The following is a 15,512-nucleotide window of genomic DNA, read 5'->3' as shown; positions in this document are numbered from 1 at the left end:
GATGTTAAATGCACAGTGACGGTATTCAACGTAAGGAAAAACAATGAATACCTCACTGCAAATCAAAAATCTCAACCGAGACGAAATTCTCACCCATCTTGATGCGCTGGCCGGGATCCTCGAAAACTGTGTGAACGGCGGGGCATCCGTCAGCTTTATGCTTCCCTTTAGCCTGGAGAAGGGCCGTTCTTTCTGGCGCGGCATTGCTGAAAGCGTAGGGCGCAACGAACGCCTCGTGCTGGCCTGTGTCGACCCGCAGGACGGCGTCATCGGAACGGTGCAGCTGATTGTTGACCAGCCGGAAAACCAGCCGCATCGAGCCGATGTGGCGAAGCTGCTGGTTCATGAGAAAGCGCGCCGGAAAGGGGCCGCGATGGCATTGATGGAAGCGCTTGAAGCTGAGGCCCGGGCCAGGAACATTTCGGTTCTGGTACTCGATACCTCCACCGGCAGCGGGGCCGAGACCTTTTACCAGCGCGCCGGATGGCAAAAGGTGGGCGAGATCCCACGCTATGCGCTGATGCCGGACGGCGCCATGACGGCCACGTCCGTGTTCTATAAGATCTTATGATTATTTTGTACAACTACGCCGTGGATTGATCAAAACAGGGTTCCCGGTCGTTAAGTTTTGATAAGTTATCGTACCAATCTTATCAGGCTGTATGACTAATCATAAAAGGAACCTCCTTGTGAACACGCTCAACCGTCGTGATTTTCCCGGTGCTCAATACCCAGAACGCATCATTCAGTTTGGCGAAGGCAACTTCCTGCGTGCTTTTGTCGACTGGCAAATTGACCTGTTAAATGAACATACCGATCTTAACGCCGGTGTGGTTATCGTCCGTCCTATTCAGAGCAACTTCCCGCCGTCGCTAAGCACTCAGGACGGTTTGTATACCACTATCATTCGCGGCCTGAACGGGCAGGGTGAAGCGGTGAGTGAGAGCCGTCTTATTCGCTCGGTTAACCGTGAAATCAGCGTCTACGACGACTATGAGGCGTTTCTGAAACTGGCACACAACCCGGATATGCGCTTTGTTTTCTCGAACACTACCGAAGCGGGTATTAGCTACCACGCGGGCGACCGATTCGACGATGCCCCTGCGGCCAGCTACCCGGCGAAGCTGACGCGACTGCTGTTTGAGCGCTTCAGCCACTTCAACGGTGCAGCGGATAAAGGCTGGATCATCATTCCGTGCGAGCTGATTGACTATAACGGTGATGCGCTGCGTGAACTCGTCCTGCGCTATGCCAGGGAGTGGGCGCTGCCTGCCGCCTTTATCCAGTGGCTAAAAGACGCCAACAGCTTCTGCTCGACGCTGGTTGACCGTATCGTGACCGGTTACCCGCGCGATGAAGTGGCAACGCTGGAAGCTGAGCTGGGCTATCACGATGGGTTCCTGGACACGGCTGAACATTTCTATCTGTTCGTTATCCAGGGACCGGCATCCCTTGCTCAGGAACTCCGTCTGGATAAGTACCCGTTAAATGTGCTGATTGTCGACGACATCAGGCCCTACAAAGAGCGCAAAGTCGCCATCCTGAACGGCGCACACACAGCGCTGGTGCCGGTGGCATTCCAGGCCGGGCTGGATACGGTGGGTGAGGCGATGAATGATGCAGAGATCTGCGCATTCGTCGAAAAAGCGATTTATCAGGAGATCATTCCTGTTCTCGATCTGCCGCGTCACGAGCTGGAATCATTCGCCAGTGCGGTAACAGGGCGTTTTCGTAATCCCTACATCCGACACCAGCTGCTTTCCATTGCGCTTAACGGCATGACCAAATACCGCACCCGCATCCTACCGCAGCTGCTGGCAGGGCAGAAGGCAGGCGGACAATTGCCTGCACGTCTGACGTTCGCTCTGGCTGCATTGATAGCGTTTTATCGCGCGGAGCGTAACGGGGAAAACTATCCGGTGCAGGATGACGCATTCTGGCTGCAACGTTATCAGCAGCTCTGGGCGCAGCACCGCGACCTGCAGCTGAGTACCCGTGACCTGGTGCAGTCTGTGCTGAGCGTGAGCGAGCACTGGGAACAGGATCTGACGCAGGTCGCCGGTCTTGTTGACCAGGTCACCCTGGACCTGGATGCGATTCTGCTGAAAGGAATGCGCGCAGCGGTTAAATCCCTTTGCTAACCACGTGACCCGGCTTCGGCCGGGTTTAACAACACCTTTATTTAGTTACAACATACTATTTGCCACTTTTTTTTAAAACCAGATGCAGCACCGTGCGGTTATTGCTACGCAGGCGAGAAAATTCAATGTTTCGTTAACATGCTTGCAACTGTGAGGGGGATCACGTTTAATAGCTTCGCTCTTTTCTTTCCTGAAACTCACTATGATTGTTCGTCCTAAACAGCACTGGCTACAACTGATTTTTGTCTGGCACGGTTCGGTACTTCCCAAAATCTACACCCGATTGCTGCTCAACTTCCTGCTTTCTATCGCCGTTATCCTGATGCTGCCGTGGTACACCTCGCTGGGCATCAAATTTACCGTGGCGCCATTTAGCATTCTCGGCGTGGCGATCGCTATCTTTCTGGGTTTCAGAAACAACGCATGTTATTCACGCTACGTTGAGGCTCGCCTGCTCTGGGGACAGCTGATGATAGCGGCACGCTCGCTGTTTCGCGAGGTAAAAAACACGTTACCTGACGATAAGCACCTGGGTGAATTTGTCCGCCTGCAGATTGCTTTTGCCAACTGCCTGCGCATGACCCTTCGGCGGGAGCTGAACGCCGAGCAGCTCTCTCGTTATCTTGCTCCGGATGATTTACGTCACGTGATGAGCGCCAACTCGCCGGCAAACCGTATTTTACTGATCATGGGGGAGTGGCTGGCCGTGCGGCGGCGTAACGGGCAACTCTCAGACATCCTGTTCCACAGCCTGAACAACCGCCTGAACGATATGTCCATCGTCCTTTCCGGGTGCGAACGCATTGCGACAACGCCGGTACCGTTTGCCTATACGCTGATTTTGCACCGCACGGTGTATCTGTTCTGCATCATGCTGCCGTTCGCGCTGGTTGTGGATCTGCACTACATGACGCCCTTTGTCTCGGCGCTGATCTCCTACACCTTTATCTCGCTGGACACCCTGGCGGAAGAGCTGGAAGACCCGTTCGGCACTGAGAATAACGATCTGCCGCTGGACGCCATCTGCAACATGATGGAACGCGATCTGCTGCAGATGAACGATGAAGAGAACATTCCGGAAAGGCTGATGCCGGATAAGCATTATCAGCTGACCTGACGGGCGTTCCACTCGTCGCGGGTGATCTCCCACAGTTCAGAATCCAGCATACCGCTGACGTAGGCTTTTTGTTCCGATCGGATAAGCCGCATGCCGCTACTGTCTGAAATACGCCGGGATCGGCTGTTGGCGGCGGCTTTCGGGGCGCGTAATACGGATTTGTTTAGCGTATTGAACCAGTAATCCGTCGCGGCAATGCTGGCCTCACGCATGTATCCCTGGCCCTGAAACTCCGGGGCCAACCAGAATCCTCGGTTGTTATCTTCCACATCGTACAGGCAGATAATGCCCATCAGCGCGTCCGGCACCTCGCGACGACGAATGCTCCAGAACCAGGCAATCCCTTTCGCCATATCCGGCAGCGCCACGTTGTTGACATAGTTTTCTGCGCCGTTATCCGGGTAGGGCCAGGGCACGGAAGAGACCATATAGCGGACAATCTCCCAGCGCGGATAAAGCTTTTGAATCTGGGCCGCATCTTCGGCAACCAGCGGTTTTAGCAGCAGGCGTGCTGTCGTGAGCGTCGGTATCGTCATCCGCGGATCTCCATATTTAAGCGTTATGCTTTTGTTTGCGTTCTGGTATTTTCATCTTTACGGCACTCTATCCCAGTGAGCTCTTTTCCCATACTACTAAGAATTGCAGAGGTCATCATGGTATTAAGACGGGCCAACCCCCAGGAAGCCGAAATACTCTGGAATATTCGCAATCAGGCGATTCGTCACGGCTGTAAAACCAGCTACGACGCCGACGTCATTGCGCGCTGGACGCCAGATCTCATGCCCGAACGCTTTCGGCAGACGATCGTTGAATACCCTTTTTATGTAGTGGAAGATGAAAAGGGTGATATTGCGGCAACCGGCTATCTGGATCTGGATACCCACTGTCTGGAGGCGATATTCACCTTGCCCGCGGCATTCGGTAAAGGCATGGCGACCCGAATAATCGAGGCGCTAAAAAATGAGGCCCGCAGTCGGGGGATAACCCACCTGAGGCTGGATGCAACGCCTAACGCCCAGTCGTTTTATCAGAAGCTGGGGTTTGTGACGCTAAGCGAAACCTATCATCACTCGCGTATGGCAGGTGTTGATTTACGCTGTTTCGAAATGGCGATCGATTTGTAATGTGAGGAACTCATGGCTGTCACAGTAAGACCTCTATGCGATGACGATTATTCCCGGTGGCGACCGCTGTGGGATGGCTATACCCATTTTTATGATTGCTACCTCGAGGAGTCCGTCACCGCATCGACATGGGAAAGGGCGCTTTCAGCACATTCACCGATGTTCTGCCGGGTGGTCGAGAAAGACCAAAAGGTCATCGGTTTCGCGATGTGCATTCTCCATGAAGGCACCTGGTCAACGGCCCCCGTCTGCTACCTGGAAGATCTGTTTGTTGATGCCGACGAACGCGGGGCGGGCGCAGGTAAGGCGCTCATTGATGCTCTGATTGCGGAAGGCAAGCGCGAAGGGTGGTCAAAACTGTATTGGGTCACACGGGAGAACAACCCGGCGCGTAAACTCTATGACAAATATGGTGAAGCTGACGATTACGTCCGCTACCGCCTCTCCCTGTAAGGCGTCAACGCCTGTGTTTGTATCACACTGTATCTGCGTACCGGATACATACACAGGCTTGCAATAAACCCGCTTTCGCACATATCCGCTATACATTGCAGTGTTGTTATATCCCCGTGAACTGTACTCAACCGGAGATACCAACATGTTTAGCAAAATCGCGTACTCAACTCTCGCACTGACCGTTTCTCTTGGCACCGTGATGGCCTGTCAGGCCGAAGTCACCGGCACAAACGTCGCGGCAGCCTTTGATCATCCGCAGCAAATTAACGCCGGCGATCTGAATGTCGGCTATGTCGACATCGGCCCGAAAAATGGCCAGCCGGTTATTTTACTGCACGGCTGGCCGTACGATATTCACAGCTATGCCGAGGTCGCCCCCGCGCTGGCGGCAAAAGGCTATCGGGTGATTGTGCCTTCTCTGCGCGGCTACGGCACCACGCGCTTCCTGTCAGCCAAAACACCGCGCAACGGCCAGCCTTCAGCCATGGCGAAAGATATTGTCAACCTGATGGATGCCCTGAATATAAAGCAGGCGGTATTTGCTGGATATGACTGGGGTGCCCGTACGGCGGATATCGTTGCGGCGCTGTGGCCAGAGCGCGTTAAATCACTGGTGTCGGTGAGTGGGTATCTGATCAGCAGCCAGCAGATTGGCAAACAGCCGCTGCCGCCAAAAGCGGAGCAGCAGTGGTGGTATCAGTTCTATTTCGCCACCGCGCGCGGTGCTGAGGGCTATGCTAAAAACACGCATGACTTCGCCCGTTTGATCTGGTCTCAGGCCTCGCCTGACTGGAAATTTAGCGATGCTGTTTTTAACGCCAGCGCCAAATCGCTCGATAACCCGGATCACGTCGCGGTGACGCTCAGCAACTATCGCTGGCGTTTAGGGCTGGAAAAAGGCGAACGCAAATACGACGGCTACGAGCAAAAACTGGCCGCGCTGCCGAATATCACTGTTCCAACGATCACCATCGAAGGCGGGAACAACGGTGCGCCGCATCCGGCTCCGCAGGCCTATGCGGGTAAATTTACCGGAAAATATGAGCATCGCACCTTCGGGGCAACCGTGGGGCACAATCCCCCTCAGGAAGATCCGCAGGATTTCGTCAAGGCCGTTGTTGACGCTGACAAGCTCTGAAATGTGCTATTTTCAGTACGTTACCCTTCGGTCTGGAGATTTCGGTGGAGCATATTGATCATATCCTTGTCGTCGATGACGACAGGGATATTCGTGAACTGATTGTCGATTATCTCGTTAAGTCAGGTTATCGCGCGACGGGCGCGGCCAACGGCAAAGAGATGCGCGCCGTGCTGGATAAACAGCATATCGACCTGGTGGTGCTGGATGTCATGATGCCCGGCGACGACGGGCTTACGCTATGTCGGCAGCTGCGCAGCGGCAAACACAAAGATCTGCCTATTCTGATGCTGACGGCCCGCAACGAGGAGACGGACAGGATCCTGGGTCTGGAGATGGGCGCGGATGACTACGTGGTGAAGCCGTTTGTCGCCCGCGAACTGCTGGCACGTATCAAAGCGATTTTACGGCGTTTCCGCACGATGCCACCCAATCTACAGGTGACAGAAGCAGGGCGGCTGGTGATGTTTGGTGAATGGCAGCTCGATACCGTCGCCCGCCACTTAATCGATCCGGAAGGGGTGATTGTGGCGCTCAGCGGGGCGGAGTATCGCCTGCTGCGCGTTTTCCTTGACCATCCTCAGCGGGTGCTGACCCGCGATCAGCTGCTCAACCTGACGCAGGGGCGCGACGCCGAGCTGTTTGAACGTTCTATAGACCTGCTGGTTAGCCGGGTTCGTCAGCGCCTGAACGAAGATGCCCGTACGCCCGCCTATATCAAAACCGTGCGCAGCGAAGGCTACGTCTTTACGATGCCGGTGACCATCAAAGAGGTTAACGAATGAGGTTCTGGCCACGCTCGCTGCTGGCCCGTTTGCTGATCGTCGTGCTGCCCGGTCTGCTGCTGGCTAACGCGCTGAGCCTGACGCTGGTCATGATTGAACGAATGCACAGCGCCCGCACGGTGATGCTCGGTAATCTGGAAAACGACGTCGCAACCAGCGTCGCCATTTTAGACCGGTTACCGGCCAGCGAGCGCGCGGCCTGGCTGCCGAGGCTTGAACGGGGTAACTATCGCTATATTCTGGGCACAGGGGAGCCCGGCGCAGCGCCGACGGATAAGCGTTCGCAGGATGCCATCCGTACCTTAAAAGCGACGCTCGCGGCAGAGTATCCGCTCAGCTTCACCGCCGTTCCCGGCGCCATTTCGCACATCCAGGCGCATCTTACGTTACGCGATGGCTCGCCGCTGACCATTGACCTCATCCCGCGCATGCCGCCGGTCGCCAGCTGGCTGCCCGTAGTGCTCATCCTGCAGCTGCTGCTCCTGGCGGCCTGCTCCTGGATCGCCGTGCGGCAGGTGGTACGGCCTTTATCACAATTTACCCGCGCGGTGGATTCGCTGGATCCGGCGGCCAGCACGCCAATGACGGAGAAAGGTCCGCTGGAGGTGCAGCGCGCAGCCCATGCCTTTAACGCAATGCAGGCGCGCATTCAGGCTTATCTCCGGGAGCGCGCGCAGATCCTGGCCTCTATTTCTCACGATCTCCAGACGCCCATTACCCGCATGAAGCTTCGTGTAGAAATGGCGGAGCAGCCTGAACTGCGGGACAAGCTCTTAAACGATCTTGATAACATGTCGCGTCTGGTGCGGGAGGGTATTGCATATGCCCGGTCATCAGAATCTCTGGAAGAGACCTCGCTGAAGCTGGAGCTGAACGCATGGGTCAACAGCATCGCCTGTGATTATCAGGACATCGGTAAAAACGTGCAGTTTCAGGCAGGTGAAGTCCGTTTACCGATCGTCACGCGCCCGCAGGCGCTTCGTCGGGTGATGACCAACCTGCTGGATAACGCCCTCAAGTTCGGCGAGCATGCCGCGATTGCCATAGATGATTCGTCCGACAGCGAGGTGGTTATTCACATTGTGGACGACGGACCGGGGATCCCCGAAGCCGAGCTTGACGCGGTATTACAGCCGTTTTATCGGGTTGAAACATCACGCAACCGCGATACCGGCGGAACGGGACTCGGGCTGGCGATTGCCGCGCAGCTCACCGCTCAGCTGGAAGGAAAGCTCAACCTGACGAACCAGACCGAAGGCGGGCTGGACGTCTCGATTACGCTACCGCGCCGTTAGATAATTGTACGGCTTTGTATCTCACGGTCAGGGCGATACAGAGCCAGACAAAACCCGCGTTTTTACACATATCCTGAACACATCCGCACGATGAAATAGTCTCACTGCAGCGTCGCAGGACTTGTATTGTGAGGTGTCTATGTTTCTGTTAATCGCTTTTCTGGGCGGGATGATAAGCCTGCTCAGTCCATGTACGCTCCCGGTTATCCCGCTCATGTTCGCTGGTTTTCAGGGGCAGCGACGCCATATTCTGGCCCTGCTCGCGGGGATGATCGTGATGTTCACCCTGGTGGCGATGGTCGTCACCGTCGCCAGCGAGTGGATCGCCGAGGCAACCATCGTCGGGCGCTGGATCGCCCTCGTCATTCTCGCCGCGGCCGCGCTGGCCTTAATCTTTCCGTCCGTCGCCCAGCGTATTGCGGGTCCGGCCGTCAGCGCGGGAAACGTCCTCAACGCCAGAAGCGGGAAAACGCGCGGTATGGCATCGGCTTTTCTGGCCGGGCTGGCGGTTGGGCTGCTCTGGTCTCCCTGCGCCGGGCCCATACTGGGCGCCATTTTCAGCATTAATATCGCCGGCCACTCGGCCATTGCGACGGGCGCGCTGCTAGCGGCCTATGGCAGCGGATGCGCGCTGATGTTAAGCCTGCTCGTTTTAGGAGGCCGCACTCTGATGGCGCCGCTAAGAGCAAAATCGGCGCTGATGGAAAAGCTGCGGCAGGGGGCGGGCGTGGCGATGCTGGCGGCTGTCGTATTTAACGCGACAGGAATGACTCCGCTTCTTAAAGGAGCAAACGGCGTTGCGGACCGTCTGGAGACAACACTCCTGACGCTGGCGAAACCCGCAACCGCGCCGGTGAAACTCCAGCCGGTCGTGATGGCAGAACCCAGCAGCCAGCTGCCTTCGTTAAGCGGCGGGACAGGGTGGGTTAACGGTGACCCTGTCACGTCTGAATCCTTGCGAGGGAAGGTGGTGTTGATTGATTTCTGGACGTGGGATTGCATCAACTGCCAGCATACGCTCCCGCACGTGCGAGACTGGGCCACAAAGTATCAGTCGCAGGGTCTGGTCGTGATAGGGGTTCACACCCCTGAATATCCCTGGGAAAAACCGCTCGCCTCGGTGAAAAATGCGGTAAATAAATGGCAGCTGCCGTACCGGGTGGTGACGGATAACAACTACCAAATCTGGAACGCGTTCGGGAACCAGTACTGGCCAGCGCATTACTATTTCGATGCAAAAGGCCAGCTGCGCTATACCGCCTTTGGTGAAGGTGATTATGAGCAGCAGGAAAAAGTTATTCAGCAGCTGCTCAAAGAGGCTCGTTCATAGCCCCGTTCAGGGCTGACGCTGAGCCACAATAAACAGCCGCGGAAAGGCCAGCAGTATCTGCCCGTTTTCCTGGAGTGGATACTGCTCTTCCAGCAGTTCATGGTAGCGTTTCAGGAACCGTTTCTGCTCGCTCTCATTCAGTTCCTGGAGCCACGGGCGCAAACCGGTGGCGCTTACCCAGTCAATAATGGCCTGGTGGGAGTTCATTTTATGGAAATAGGTTGTCCGCCAGATATCCACGTCACAGCCGGCCTCCGACAAGATGTCGTAATAGGCATGCACTCCCGGCAGAGGTTCGCGGCCGCGGTCAGGGTAGTCTTGCTCCAGCGCCACTTCGCGCATCGCTACGTGAGTGGGCTCAAGCCAGTTGTCAGGCATCTGGATCGCTAATACGCCGTTAAGCGTGAGCAGGGAAACAAGGTGCGGCAGGAGATCGTAATGGTCTGGGATCCACTGTAGCGATGCGTTAGCGTAAATCAGGTTCAGCGGCTGGCCAGGCTTGTACTGGCGGATATCGGCCTCAACAAAATGGCAGTCGGGTAACGCGCCGCGTGCTTCCTCCAGCATTGCAGGGGAGTTATCGACCCCGGTGATGTGTGCCGATGGCCAGCGATGCTTCAACAACGCGGTGCTGTTTCCTGGCCCGCAGCCTAAATCAGCGATGGTGGAGACCTCATCCAGCGGAATTCTGGCGAGCAGTTCAGCGGCAGGACGCGTTCTTTCCGCGCCGTATTGCAGGTAAAGAGAAGGGTTCCAGTCGGCCATTTTCGGTTCTCCGTTTTGCAGGCTTCTGCAAGAATAGCACAGGCAGACACCTGCACGGCGGCAGGTGTCCGAAGAACGGCACGCTAGAGAATGCCTTTCAGCGCAACATGATAAAGCAGCATGATAGTCTTCCCGTCGACAATCTTGCCCGTTTCAATGCCGCGTAATGCCTCTTCAAGCGTCATTTCCAGCACGTCGATATCTTCTCCTTCCGCCTTGATCCCACCGCCTGCGCCGGTTCTGTCTTTCGGCTGGTACTCGGCAAGATAAAAATAGAGCTTTTCCGTGACGGAGCCCGGGCTCATATAGGCTTCAAAGATTTTCTGCACGCGTGAAACGTGGAATCCGGTCTCTTCTTCCGCCTCTGCTTTTATGCGGCTTTCGGGATCCATATTGTCCAGCAACCCCGCAGCGGCTTCGATTAAATCGCCCTCATGGCCGTTGATAAAGACGGGGAAGCGGAACTGGCGGGTCAGGATCACCGTCTTTTTATCACGGTTGTAGAGCAGAATCGTCGCGCCGTTCCCACGGTCGTAGACTTCCCGATGCTGACGCTGCCACTCGCCGTCACGCCGCTGCAGGTCGAAGGTGTATTTTTTAAGAACGTACCAGTTATCTGACAGCGTTTCACTGTCAATGATGCGCACATCTGCACGTTTTGATTGCACGTTTGTTCCTCCTTACGTAGAGTAATTATCATAAACAGCATTATCGTGCACATTCAAGATAAAACATGCAACATCAGGAATTCATGATGCTCACCAGTCAGCGAAAACAATTGATCCTCGAAAAGCTCGGCGCCGAAGGTCAGGTCCAGTCAAAAGCGCTCAGCATGTTCTTTGACGTCTCTGAAGACACCATCAGGCGTGATTTACGCGAGCTGGCGGCAGAAGGGCGTTTGCAGCGCGTTCACGGCGGCGCGCTTCCGGCATCTTCCGCGATTGCGCCCTTTGCTGAACGACAATCCGTGAAAATGGATGCGAAAAAACGGGTCGCCCGCAAAGGCGCGCAGCTGATTTCATCAGGCCAGGTGGTGATCGTCGACGGTGGCACGACGACATCGGAGCTGATTACGTTTTTACCGGCAGACCTACGCATCACGGTGGTAACGCACAGCCCGAGCATTGCCCTGGGGCTTGTCGATCATCCGTTCATTGAGGTGATTCTGATCGGCGGTCGTTTGTATAAGCACTCTATCGTTGCGGTCGGCGTTGCGGCCATCGAAGGTATCGAAAATATTCATGCAGACCTGTTCTTTATGGGCGTGACCGGTATTCACCCCGACGCGGGGCTGACCACCGGTGATTTCGAAGAAGCGTGCATCAAACGTGCATTTTCCGGCAGAGCCGCGGAGACGGTTGTGCTGGCTTCTCCGGAAAAGATCAACACAGCGTCTTCGTTTGTGATTGGCGATGTGTCATCGGTGAACACCATCGTCGTTGAAGACAATACCGATAAGGAGTGGATCCGCGCGGTATCGGAAAAGGGGGTTTCCGTCGTGTTGACCTCAGAGAGTGAATGAAGAAGCCTTGAGCTACACGCGCTCCGGCGCATGGCACACCGCCTCGATATTGTGGCCATCAGGCGAGATGACAAATGCGGCATAGTAATTTTCACCGTATGACCTCAACCCCGGCCCGCCGTTATCACGTCCTCCGGCGCGCAGGGCGGCATGGTAAAACGCATCGACCTGCTGGCGCGTGTTGGCCACAAACGCCAGATGCAGAGGAGTAGGTTTATCATTTGACTGAAAAAGACAGAGCGAAACGTCGCCTGAGCTCATTTCGACACCGTATTCTGGCGTGCCTTCATCGATAAGTTCGACACCAAGCGGTTGAAGTGCCTGGAGAAAGAAGGTTTTGCTTTTTTCATAATCACTGACGCCAAATTTCACATGATCGAACATGGTTCCTTCCTTTACGAGATAGAGAAATAACGAGTATAGAAGGAGAGTGGGGGCGAACATGCTAAAGAAGGCGTCAATGTGACAGGCATCAATTTATGCAGTCTTTTCCGATGCCGAAACGGACAAATGGCATATTTAAAACGTCAGGGTTTGAACTGGAAAAATAAACCACTCCTGTTCTGTTGTCCCGCGGTTCATATTTTTTCAACATATCCAGCTCAATACCGGTGCTCATAAATGTTTTTCCGGTTTTATCAAACAGGAAGAAACATATTTTATTATCTTTGCCCGGCTCAATACTTTTACCCGACGCGTTATCCAGTGTCACCTTATAGCTGACCATGTATTTCGCTTCGCCCGTTGCACTGTTCCATTGGCTTCCCTGAGACTCTTTTTGAGCAAAAATAGTGATCCCGGTAAACTTGTCGCCATGGCTCTCTTTCTCAACGGCCTGAGCCGTTCCGGCGGCGGACAACGCTAACGCAAGACAAACTCCTTTAATCAGGAGACTTTGCATTTTATTTTCCTCTTCATTTTTTACACTGATCCACTATAGAAAGAATTGAGTTAAGCAACCCAGGATCGTGAGGTGCATAATAAAATTCAACGGAAGTCTGTTTTCCGCTGAATGTACTGACTTCGACCCAGGCAACATCGGTATAATCGCTATCCTTGAGATTATATCTTTCGCTACCATCAGGAAGGGTATCATCAAATTCCAGCGATAAATGTTCTCTGGATGATGCGTACATGAGGCAATCTGCAACCTGGCCTTTGGGATGATTGATATAGAAGGATGCCACTTCCGGATGCGTTCCAACTTTACCCAGATCCACGCAACCACTTAAACATAGAGCGGGGAAGAGTATAAGAAGTTTATTCATAAAGCGGCGCCTCACTGCTGATTGTCAATCAAGAAGGCCAGTTTACCACTGTGCGCTATAACGCACAACCGCTACATAGCAACCCGTTTCCGTCCAACAAATATCCACCGCAGGTAGTCGTATAGCCAGTTAAACAGCATTGTGTATGGCAGGAAAAACAGTACCAGACCAATCTCAACGAAAAATGCCTCAGTCATGGATAAATCCAGCATAACCATCGCGACGGGGATTAGGGTGACGATCAGTCCTGTTTCAAAACCCACCGCATGGATAGCACGAACGAGAAATGTTCGTTGAAACTGATGTTTTTTTTGCAGGGAGTCAAAGAGTTTATTAAATACAAAATTCCAGGCCGTTGCGGTAAGTGCAGATATAACGGACAGGGAGCCTGACTGGAGTATCGACACGTTCATCAGCCAGGCAAGCGACAGCGCGATGATAACGTTAGCTATCACTTCAAAAATGACAGCATGGAAGATTCTCTCTTTAATACTTTTATTTAATTCAATTTCCATTTGCTTAGGGCTGCGTTTTTCAAAAGCTGAAGTATATCAGATATCGTTCAACTCTTTCTAAACGTGCAGGTTAGGATTATGTTAAATACAGCCCAGACCCGCTAATGTGGAATGCACGGCCTCAATAAGAGGGGTCTGCGGTTCATGGCCTAAAAAGGCAATCAGTTTTGAATTATCCATCTCTATTGTCTGCTCCCAAAGATAGCGCATCTCCCGCATTTCATGCAGCGTAGCGTTAAAGGGACTCATCGTGGAGATAAGCCACCAGGGAAATGACTTCACCTTCGCCTTAATACCGGCACGCATCGCGACGTGCTTTATGGCTGCGGTCATCTCTGTCCCATCAGGATCCCAATGCCCGCGCATATGGAAACTGGCAAACGGCTCGAGCTCATCCCGACGCGCCAGCAGTGCTGCGAGCGTTTCGGCGACATCCGGCAGATAAGCCCACTGATGGCCTGCGCCGATTTTCCCGGGGTTTTTAATTACCTTCGGTGGATGCCCCGGTTTGACTAATCCCTGTGAAAACCAGTTGTTACCAGCATGGGGACCAAAAAAGTCGCCAGCCCGCAAAATCAGCACCTTTCCGCCACGCTGTGCATAGGCTGCGAGCTTTTTCTCCATTTGCACGCGTATGGCTCCTTTTCGGGTAACCGGATTCTGAGGGGAATCCTCGCGTAACAGGGGAAAAGCATCCGGACCGTAGTTATAAATCGTCCCCGGCAGAACGATTAATGCGCCGTTTCGCTCTGCTGCGCTGATGGTATTATGCAGCATGGGCAAAACCAGCTGTTCCCAGTTTCGATAACCCGGCGGGTTAACGGCATGGACAATCACGCTGCATTCTGACGCCGCGGCCTCAACCTGCTCAGCATTCTGCGCATCGCCGCTTATCCACGTAATGCTTTTGCTGTGTGCGTCATTTTCCGGAACGCTGCGACGCAAGGCACGTACATCCCATTCGTCACGGATCAATTTACGGGCAATTTCGCCACCGCTCCCACCCGTTGCGCCCAGTATCAGTACCTTATTTGTGCTTTTCATCGTCTTACCCTTGTTGGTTATCTGCTTGACATCTTAATGAGCACACGGGCTAAATGTAATTGCATAATATAAGCCAGCAGGTATGCATATTTGTATGAAGCTAAATATTCCGTGGGAATGGTATCGCACCTTTTTGGCCGTGATGAAAGAAGGGTCTCTGTCAGGGGCCGCCCGCAGGCTTGCCATCACCCAGCCAACCGCCGGACGTCATATTGCGGCACTGGAAACAGCCCTCGGTCTTGTTTTATTCACCCGTTCGCAGACGGGATTGCAGGCAACGGATGCAGCCGTCGAGCTGAAGGGCCATGCGCAAGCGATGGAAAATACGGCCATGATGATTGAGCGGTCGGCTGCCAGTTTCAGCTCCGGCGCAACCGGATTACGAGGCGTGGTGCGCGTCGCCGCCAGTGAAATCATCGGCACCGAGGTTCTGCCTCCGGTGATCGCACATATAAAGGAAGAATACCCGCAAATAACCGTTGAGCTGGTTCTGTCTAATCGCGTTCAGGATTTACTGAACCGGGAAGCGGACATTGCTGTACGCATGACCACACCGGTGCAGGAGCAATTGATTGCACGTCGGATGGGCAGGATAGAAATAGGTCTGCATGCCGCGACAGCCTATCTGTCACGACACGGTGTACCGGAAAATATTGATGAGTTATTTACCCATACGCTCGTGGGTTTCGATAATTTAACGCCCTTTATTTTACAGGCGCTTAAACAGTACCCACAGCTAAACCGCGAACTGTTTACCGTGCGAACCGACAGTGATGTTGCGCAATTAAACCTCATACGCGCCGGGGCAGGTATCGGTATGTGTCAGGTGCAGCTCGCCGATTTTTCTCCGCCGTTACAGAGGATAATGCCTGATTTCTTTGCATTTCATCTCGACACCTGGCTGGTGATGCATGAGGATTTACGCCATAGCCAGGCCTGTAAAACGGTGTTTGATTTTCTTGCTGAGGGTTTACAGGATTATATCAACAGGGCAAAACGGTAAGCCATGCAC

The 15,512-nt window shown here is 54.0% G+C and carries 19 protein-coding genes; 11 read left to right on the top strand and 8 right to left on the bottom strand.

Features of this window, described 5'->3' with window-relative positions; all coding sequences use genetic code 11:
* The first annotated feature begins 43 nt into the window (after positions 1-43).
* The 3 genes from NQ230_RS11540 to NQ230_RS11530 all read left to right on the top strand — a co-directional run bounded on the left by NQ230_RS11540 (position 44) and on the right by NQ230_RS11530 (position 3,258).
* Complete coding sequence (locus tag NQ230_RS11540) at positions 44-571, top strand: GNAT family N-acetyltransferase (protein ID WP_257257781.1); 528 nt, start codon at positions 44-46, stop codon at positions 569-571.
* Positions 572-689: 118 nt separating this feature from the next.
* The gene (locus tag NQ230_RS11535; RefSeq protein WP_257257780.1) at positions 690-2,141 is read left to right on the top strand and encodes a tagaturonate reductase; all 1,452 of its coding nucleotides are present in this window, start codon (positions 690-692) and stop codon (positions 2,139-2,141) included.
* A gap of 202 nt (positions 2,142-2,343) precedes the next feature.
* Positions 2,344-3,258 carry a bestrophin family protein gene (locus NQ230_RS11530; protein ID WP_063142779.1) on the top strand — a complete coding sequence of 305 codons (915 nt, stop codon included), beginning with the start codon at positions 2,344-2,346 and terminating at the stop codon, positions 3,256-3,258.
* On the opposite strand, the gene NQ230_RS11525 is transcribed toward NQ230_RS11530, so the two are convergent.
* Complete coding sequence (locus NQ230_RS11525) at positions 3,246-3,794, bottom strand: GNAT family N-acetyltransferase (RefSeq protein WP_257257779.1); 549 nt, start codon at positions 3,792-3,794, stop codon at positions 3,246-3,248. The two genes, NQ230_RS11530 and NQ230_RS11525, sit on opposite strands and share 13 nt — an antisense overlap.
* 117 nt (positions 3,795-3,911) lie before the next feature.
* Here NQ230_RS11525 and NQ230_RS11520 point away from each other — a divergent pair, with 117 nt between their 5' ends.
* The 6 genes from NQ230_RS11520 (at position 3,912) to NQ230_RS11495 (ending at position 9,386) form a co-directional block, all read left to right on the top strand.
* Positions 3,912-4,382 (top strand): GNAT family N-acetyltransferase, encoded by a 471-nt coding sequence (locus tag NQ230_RS11520; protein ID WP_257257778.1) that lies wholly within the window; start codon positions 3,912-3,914, stop codon positions 4,380-4,382.
* A 12-nt stretch (positions 4,383-4,394) separates the two neighbouring features.
* A complete protein-coding gene (locus NQ230_RS11515) occupies positions 4,395-4,835 on the top strand; it encodes a GNAT family N-acetyltransferase (RefSeq protein WP_257257777.1) in 441 nt (146 codons plus the stop codon).
* 145 nt (positions 4,836-4,980) lie between these two features.
* On the top strand, positions 4,981-5,976 hold the full coding sequence (locus NQ230_RS11510; RefSeq protein WP_257257776.1) for an alpha/beta fold hydrolase: 996 nt from the start codon (positions 4,981-4,983) through the stop codon (positions 5,974-5,976).
* 44 nt (positions 5,977-6,020) lie between these two features.
* Entirely contained in the window at positions 6,021-6,761 is a 741-nt protein-coding gene (locus NQ230_RS11505) for a response regulator (RefSeq protein WP_121423736.1), read from the top strand.
* Positions 6,758-8,056, top strand: a complete 1,299-nt coding sequence (locus NQ230_RS11500) for an ATP-binding protein (protein ID WP_121423737.1) — start codon at positions 6,758-6,760, stop codon at positions 8,054-8,056. Before NQ230_RS11505 ends, NQ230_RS11500 begins: the two co-directional genes overlap by 4 nt.
* 139 nt (positions 8,057-8,195) lie before the next feature.
* Complete coding sequence (locus NQ230_RS11495; RefSeq protein ID WP_257257775.1) at positions 8,196-9,386, top strand: cytochrome c biogenesis protein/redoxin; 1,191 nt, start codon at positions 8,196-8,198, stop codon at positions 9,384-9,386.
* 6 nt (positions 9,387-9,392) lie between these two features.
* Here NQ230_RS11495 and tam read toward each other — a convergent pair whose 3' ends face one another.
* Together tam and NQ230_RS11485 are read right to left on the bottom strand one after the other, a co-directional pair.
* Positions 9,393-10,151 (bottom strand): trans-aconitate 2-methyltransferase, encoded by a 759-nt coding sequence (tam, locus tag NQ230_RS11490; protein ID WP_257257774.1) that lies wholly within the window; start codon positions 10,149-10,151, stop codon positions 9,393-9,395.
* A gap of 83 nt (positions 10,152-10,234) precedes the next feature.
* Complete coding sequence (locus NQ230_RS11485) at positions 10,235-10,819, bottom strand: NUDIX hydrolase (protein WP_121423740.1); 585 nt, start codon at positions 10,817-10,819, stop codon at positions 10,235-10,237.
* An 86-nt stretch (positions 10,820-10,905) separates the two neighbouring features.
* Between NQ230_RS11485 and NQ230_RS11480 the strand changes: the two genes are divergently transcribed.
* Positions 10,906-11,673 (top strand): DeoR/GlpR family DNA-binding transcription regulator, encoded by a 768-nt coding sequence (locus NQ230_RS11480; protein WP_257261337.1) that lies wholly within the window; start codon positions 10,906-10,908, stop codon positions 11,671-11,673.
* Between the two features lie 12 nt (positions 11,674-11,685).
* Here the strand turns inward: NQ230_RS11480 and NQ230_RS11475 are convergent, their stop codons facing one another.
* The 5 genes from NQ230_RS11475 to NQ230_RS11455 form a co-directional block, all read right to left on the bottom strand.
* On the bottom strand, positions 11,686-12,057 hold the full coding sequence (locus NQ230_RS11475; RefSeq protein WP_257257773.1) for a VOC family protein: 372 nt from the start codon (positions 12,055-12,057) through the stop codon (positions 11,686-11,688).
* 88 nt (positions 12,058-12,145) lie between these two features.
* Positions 12,146-12,574, bottom strand: coding sequence for a DUF4354 family protein (locus NQ230_RS11470; protein WP_257257772.1), 429 nt, complete (start codon positions 12,572-12,574; stop codon positions 12,146-12,148).
* A gap of 13 nt (positions 12,575-12,587) precedes the next feature.
* Positions 12,588-12,941 (bottom strand): hypothetical protein, encoded by a 354-nt coding sequence (locus NQ230_RS11465; protein WP_257257771.1) that lies wholly within the window; start codon positions 12,939-12,941, stop codon positions 12,588-12,590.
* Between the two features lie 71 nt (positions 12,942-13,012).
* Positions 13,013-13,456, bottom strand: a complete 444-nt coding sequence (locus NQ230_RS11460) for a PACE efflux transporter (RefSeq protein ID WP_257257770.1) — start codon at positions 13,454-13,456, stop codon at positions 13,013-13,015.
* Positions 13,457-13,537: 81 nt separating this feature from the next.
* Entirely contained in the window at positions 13,538-14,500 is a 963-nt protein-coding gene (locus NQ230_RS11455; RefSeq protein WP_257257769.1) for an NAD-dependent epimerase/dehydratase family protein, read from the bottom strand.
* Positions 14,501-14,594: 94 nt separating this feature from the next.
* On the opposite strand from NQ230_RS11455, the gene NQ230_RS11450 reads away from it, so the two are divergent.
* The gene (locus NQ230_RS11450; RefSeq protein WP_257257768.1) at positions 14,595-15,503 is read left to right on the top strand and encodes a LysR family transcriptional regulator; all 909 of its coding nucleotides are present in this window, start codon (positions 14,595-14,597) and stop codon (positions 15,501-15,503) included.
* The last annotated feature ends 9 nt before the right edge of the window (positions 15,504-15,512 follow it).

This window comes from Enterobacter asburiae, from assembly GCF_024599655.1.
Lineage (GTDB): Bacteria > Pseudomonadota > Gammaproteobacteria > Enterobacterales > Enterobacteriaceae > Enterobacter > Enterobacter asburiae_D.
The sequence above is the reverse complement of the archived record's forward strand: the minus strand, read 5'-3'. Positions and strand labels throughout refer to the sequence as shown.

Bases quoted from the DNA above. Each gene is read 5' to 3' on its own strand.
- NQ230_RS11540 (WP_257257781.1), top strand. From the start codon at position 44: ATGAATACCTCACTGCAAATCAAAAATCTCAACCGAGACGAAATTCTC.
- NQ230_RS11530 (WP_063142779.1), top strand. From the start codon at position 2,344: ATGATTGTTCGTCCTAAACAGCACTGGCTACAACTGATTTTTGTCTGG.
- NQ230_RS11525 (WP_257257779.1), bottom strand. From the start codon at position 3,794: ATGACGATACCGACGCTCACGACAGCACGCCTGCTGCTAAAACCGCTG.
- NQ230_RS11520 (WP_257257778.1), top strand. From the start codon at position 3,912: ATGGTATTAAGACGGGCCAACCCCCAGGAAGCCGAAATACTCTGGAAT.
- NQ230_RS11515 (WP_257257777.1), top strand. From the start codon at position 4,395: ATGGCTGTCACAGTAAGACCTCTATGCGATGACGATTATTCCCGGTGG.
- NQ230_RS11510 (WP_257257776.1), top strand. From the start codon at position 4,981: ATGTTTAGCAAAATCGCGTACTCAACTCTCGCACTGACCGTTTCTCTT.
- NQ230_RS11500 (WP_121423737.1), top strand. From the start codon at position 6,758: ATGAGGTTCTGGCCACGCTCGCTGCTGGCCCGTTTGCTGATCGTCGTG.
- NQ230_RS11495 (WP_257257775.1), top strand. From the start codon at position 8,196: ATGTTTCTGTTAATCGCTTTTCTGGGCGGGATGATAAGCCTGCTCAGT.
- tam (WP_257257774.1), bottom strand. From the start codon at position 10,151: ATGGCCGACTGGAACCCTTCTCTTTACCTGCAATACGGCGCGGAAAGA.
- NQ230_RS11480 (WP_257261337.1), top strand. From the start codon at position 10,906: ATGCTCACCAGTCAGCGAAAACAATTGATCCTCGAAAAGCTCGGCGCC.
- NQ230_RS11475 (WP_257257773.1), bottom strand. From the start codon at position 12,057: ATGTTCGATCATGTGAAATTTGGCGTCAGTGATTATGAAAAAAGCAAA.
- NQ230_RS11470 (WP_257257772.1), bottom strand. From the start codon at position 12,574: ATGCAAAGTCTCCTGATTAAAGGAGTTTGTCTTGCGTTAGCGTTGTCC.
- NQ230_RS11465 (WP_257257771.1), bottom strand. From the start codon at position 12,941: ATGAATAAACTTCTTATACTCTTCCCCGCTCTATGTTTAAGTGGTTGC.
- NQ230_RS11460 (WP_257257770.1), bottom strand. From the start codon at position 13,456: ATGGAAATTGAATTAAATAAAAGTATTAAAGAGAGAATCTTCCATGCT.
- NQ230_RS11455 (WP_257257769.1), bottom strand. From the start codon at position 14,500: ATGAAAAGCACAAATAAGGTACTGATACTGGGCGCAACGGGTGGGAGC.
- NQ230_RS11450 (WP_257257768.1), top strand. From the start codon at position 14,595: ATGAAGCTAAATATTCCGTGGGAATGGTATCGCACCTTTTTGGCCGTG.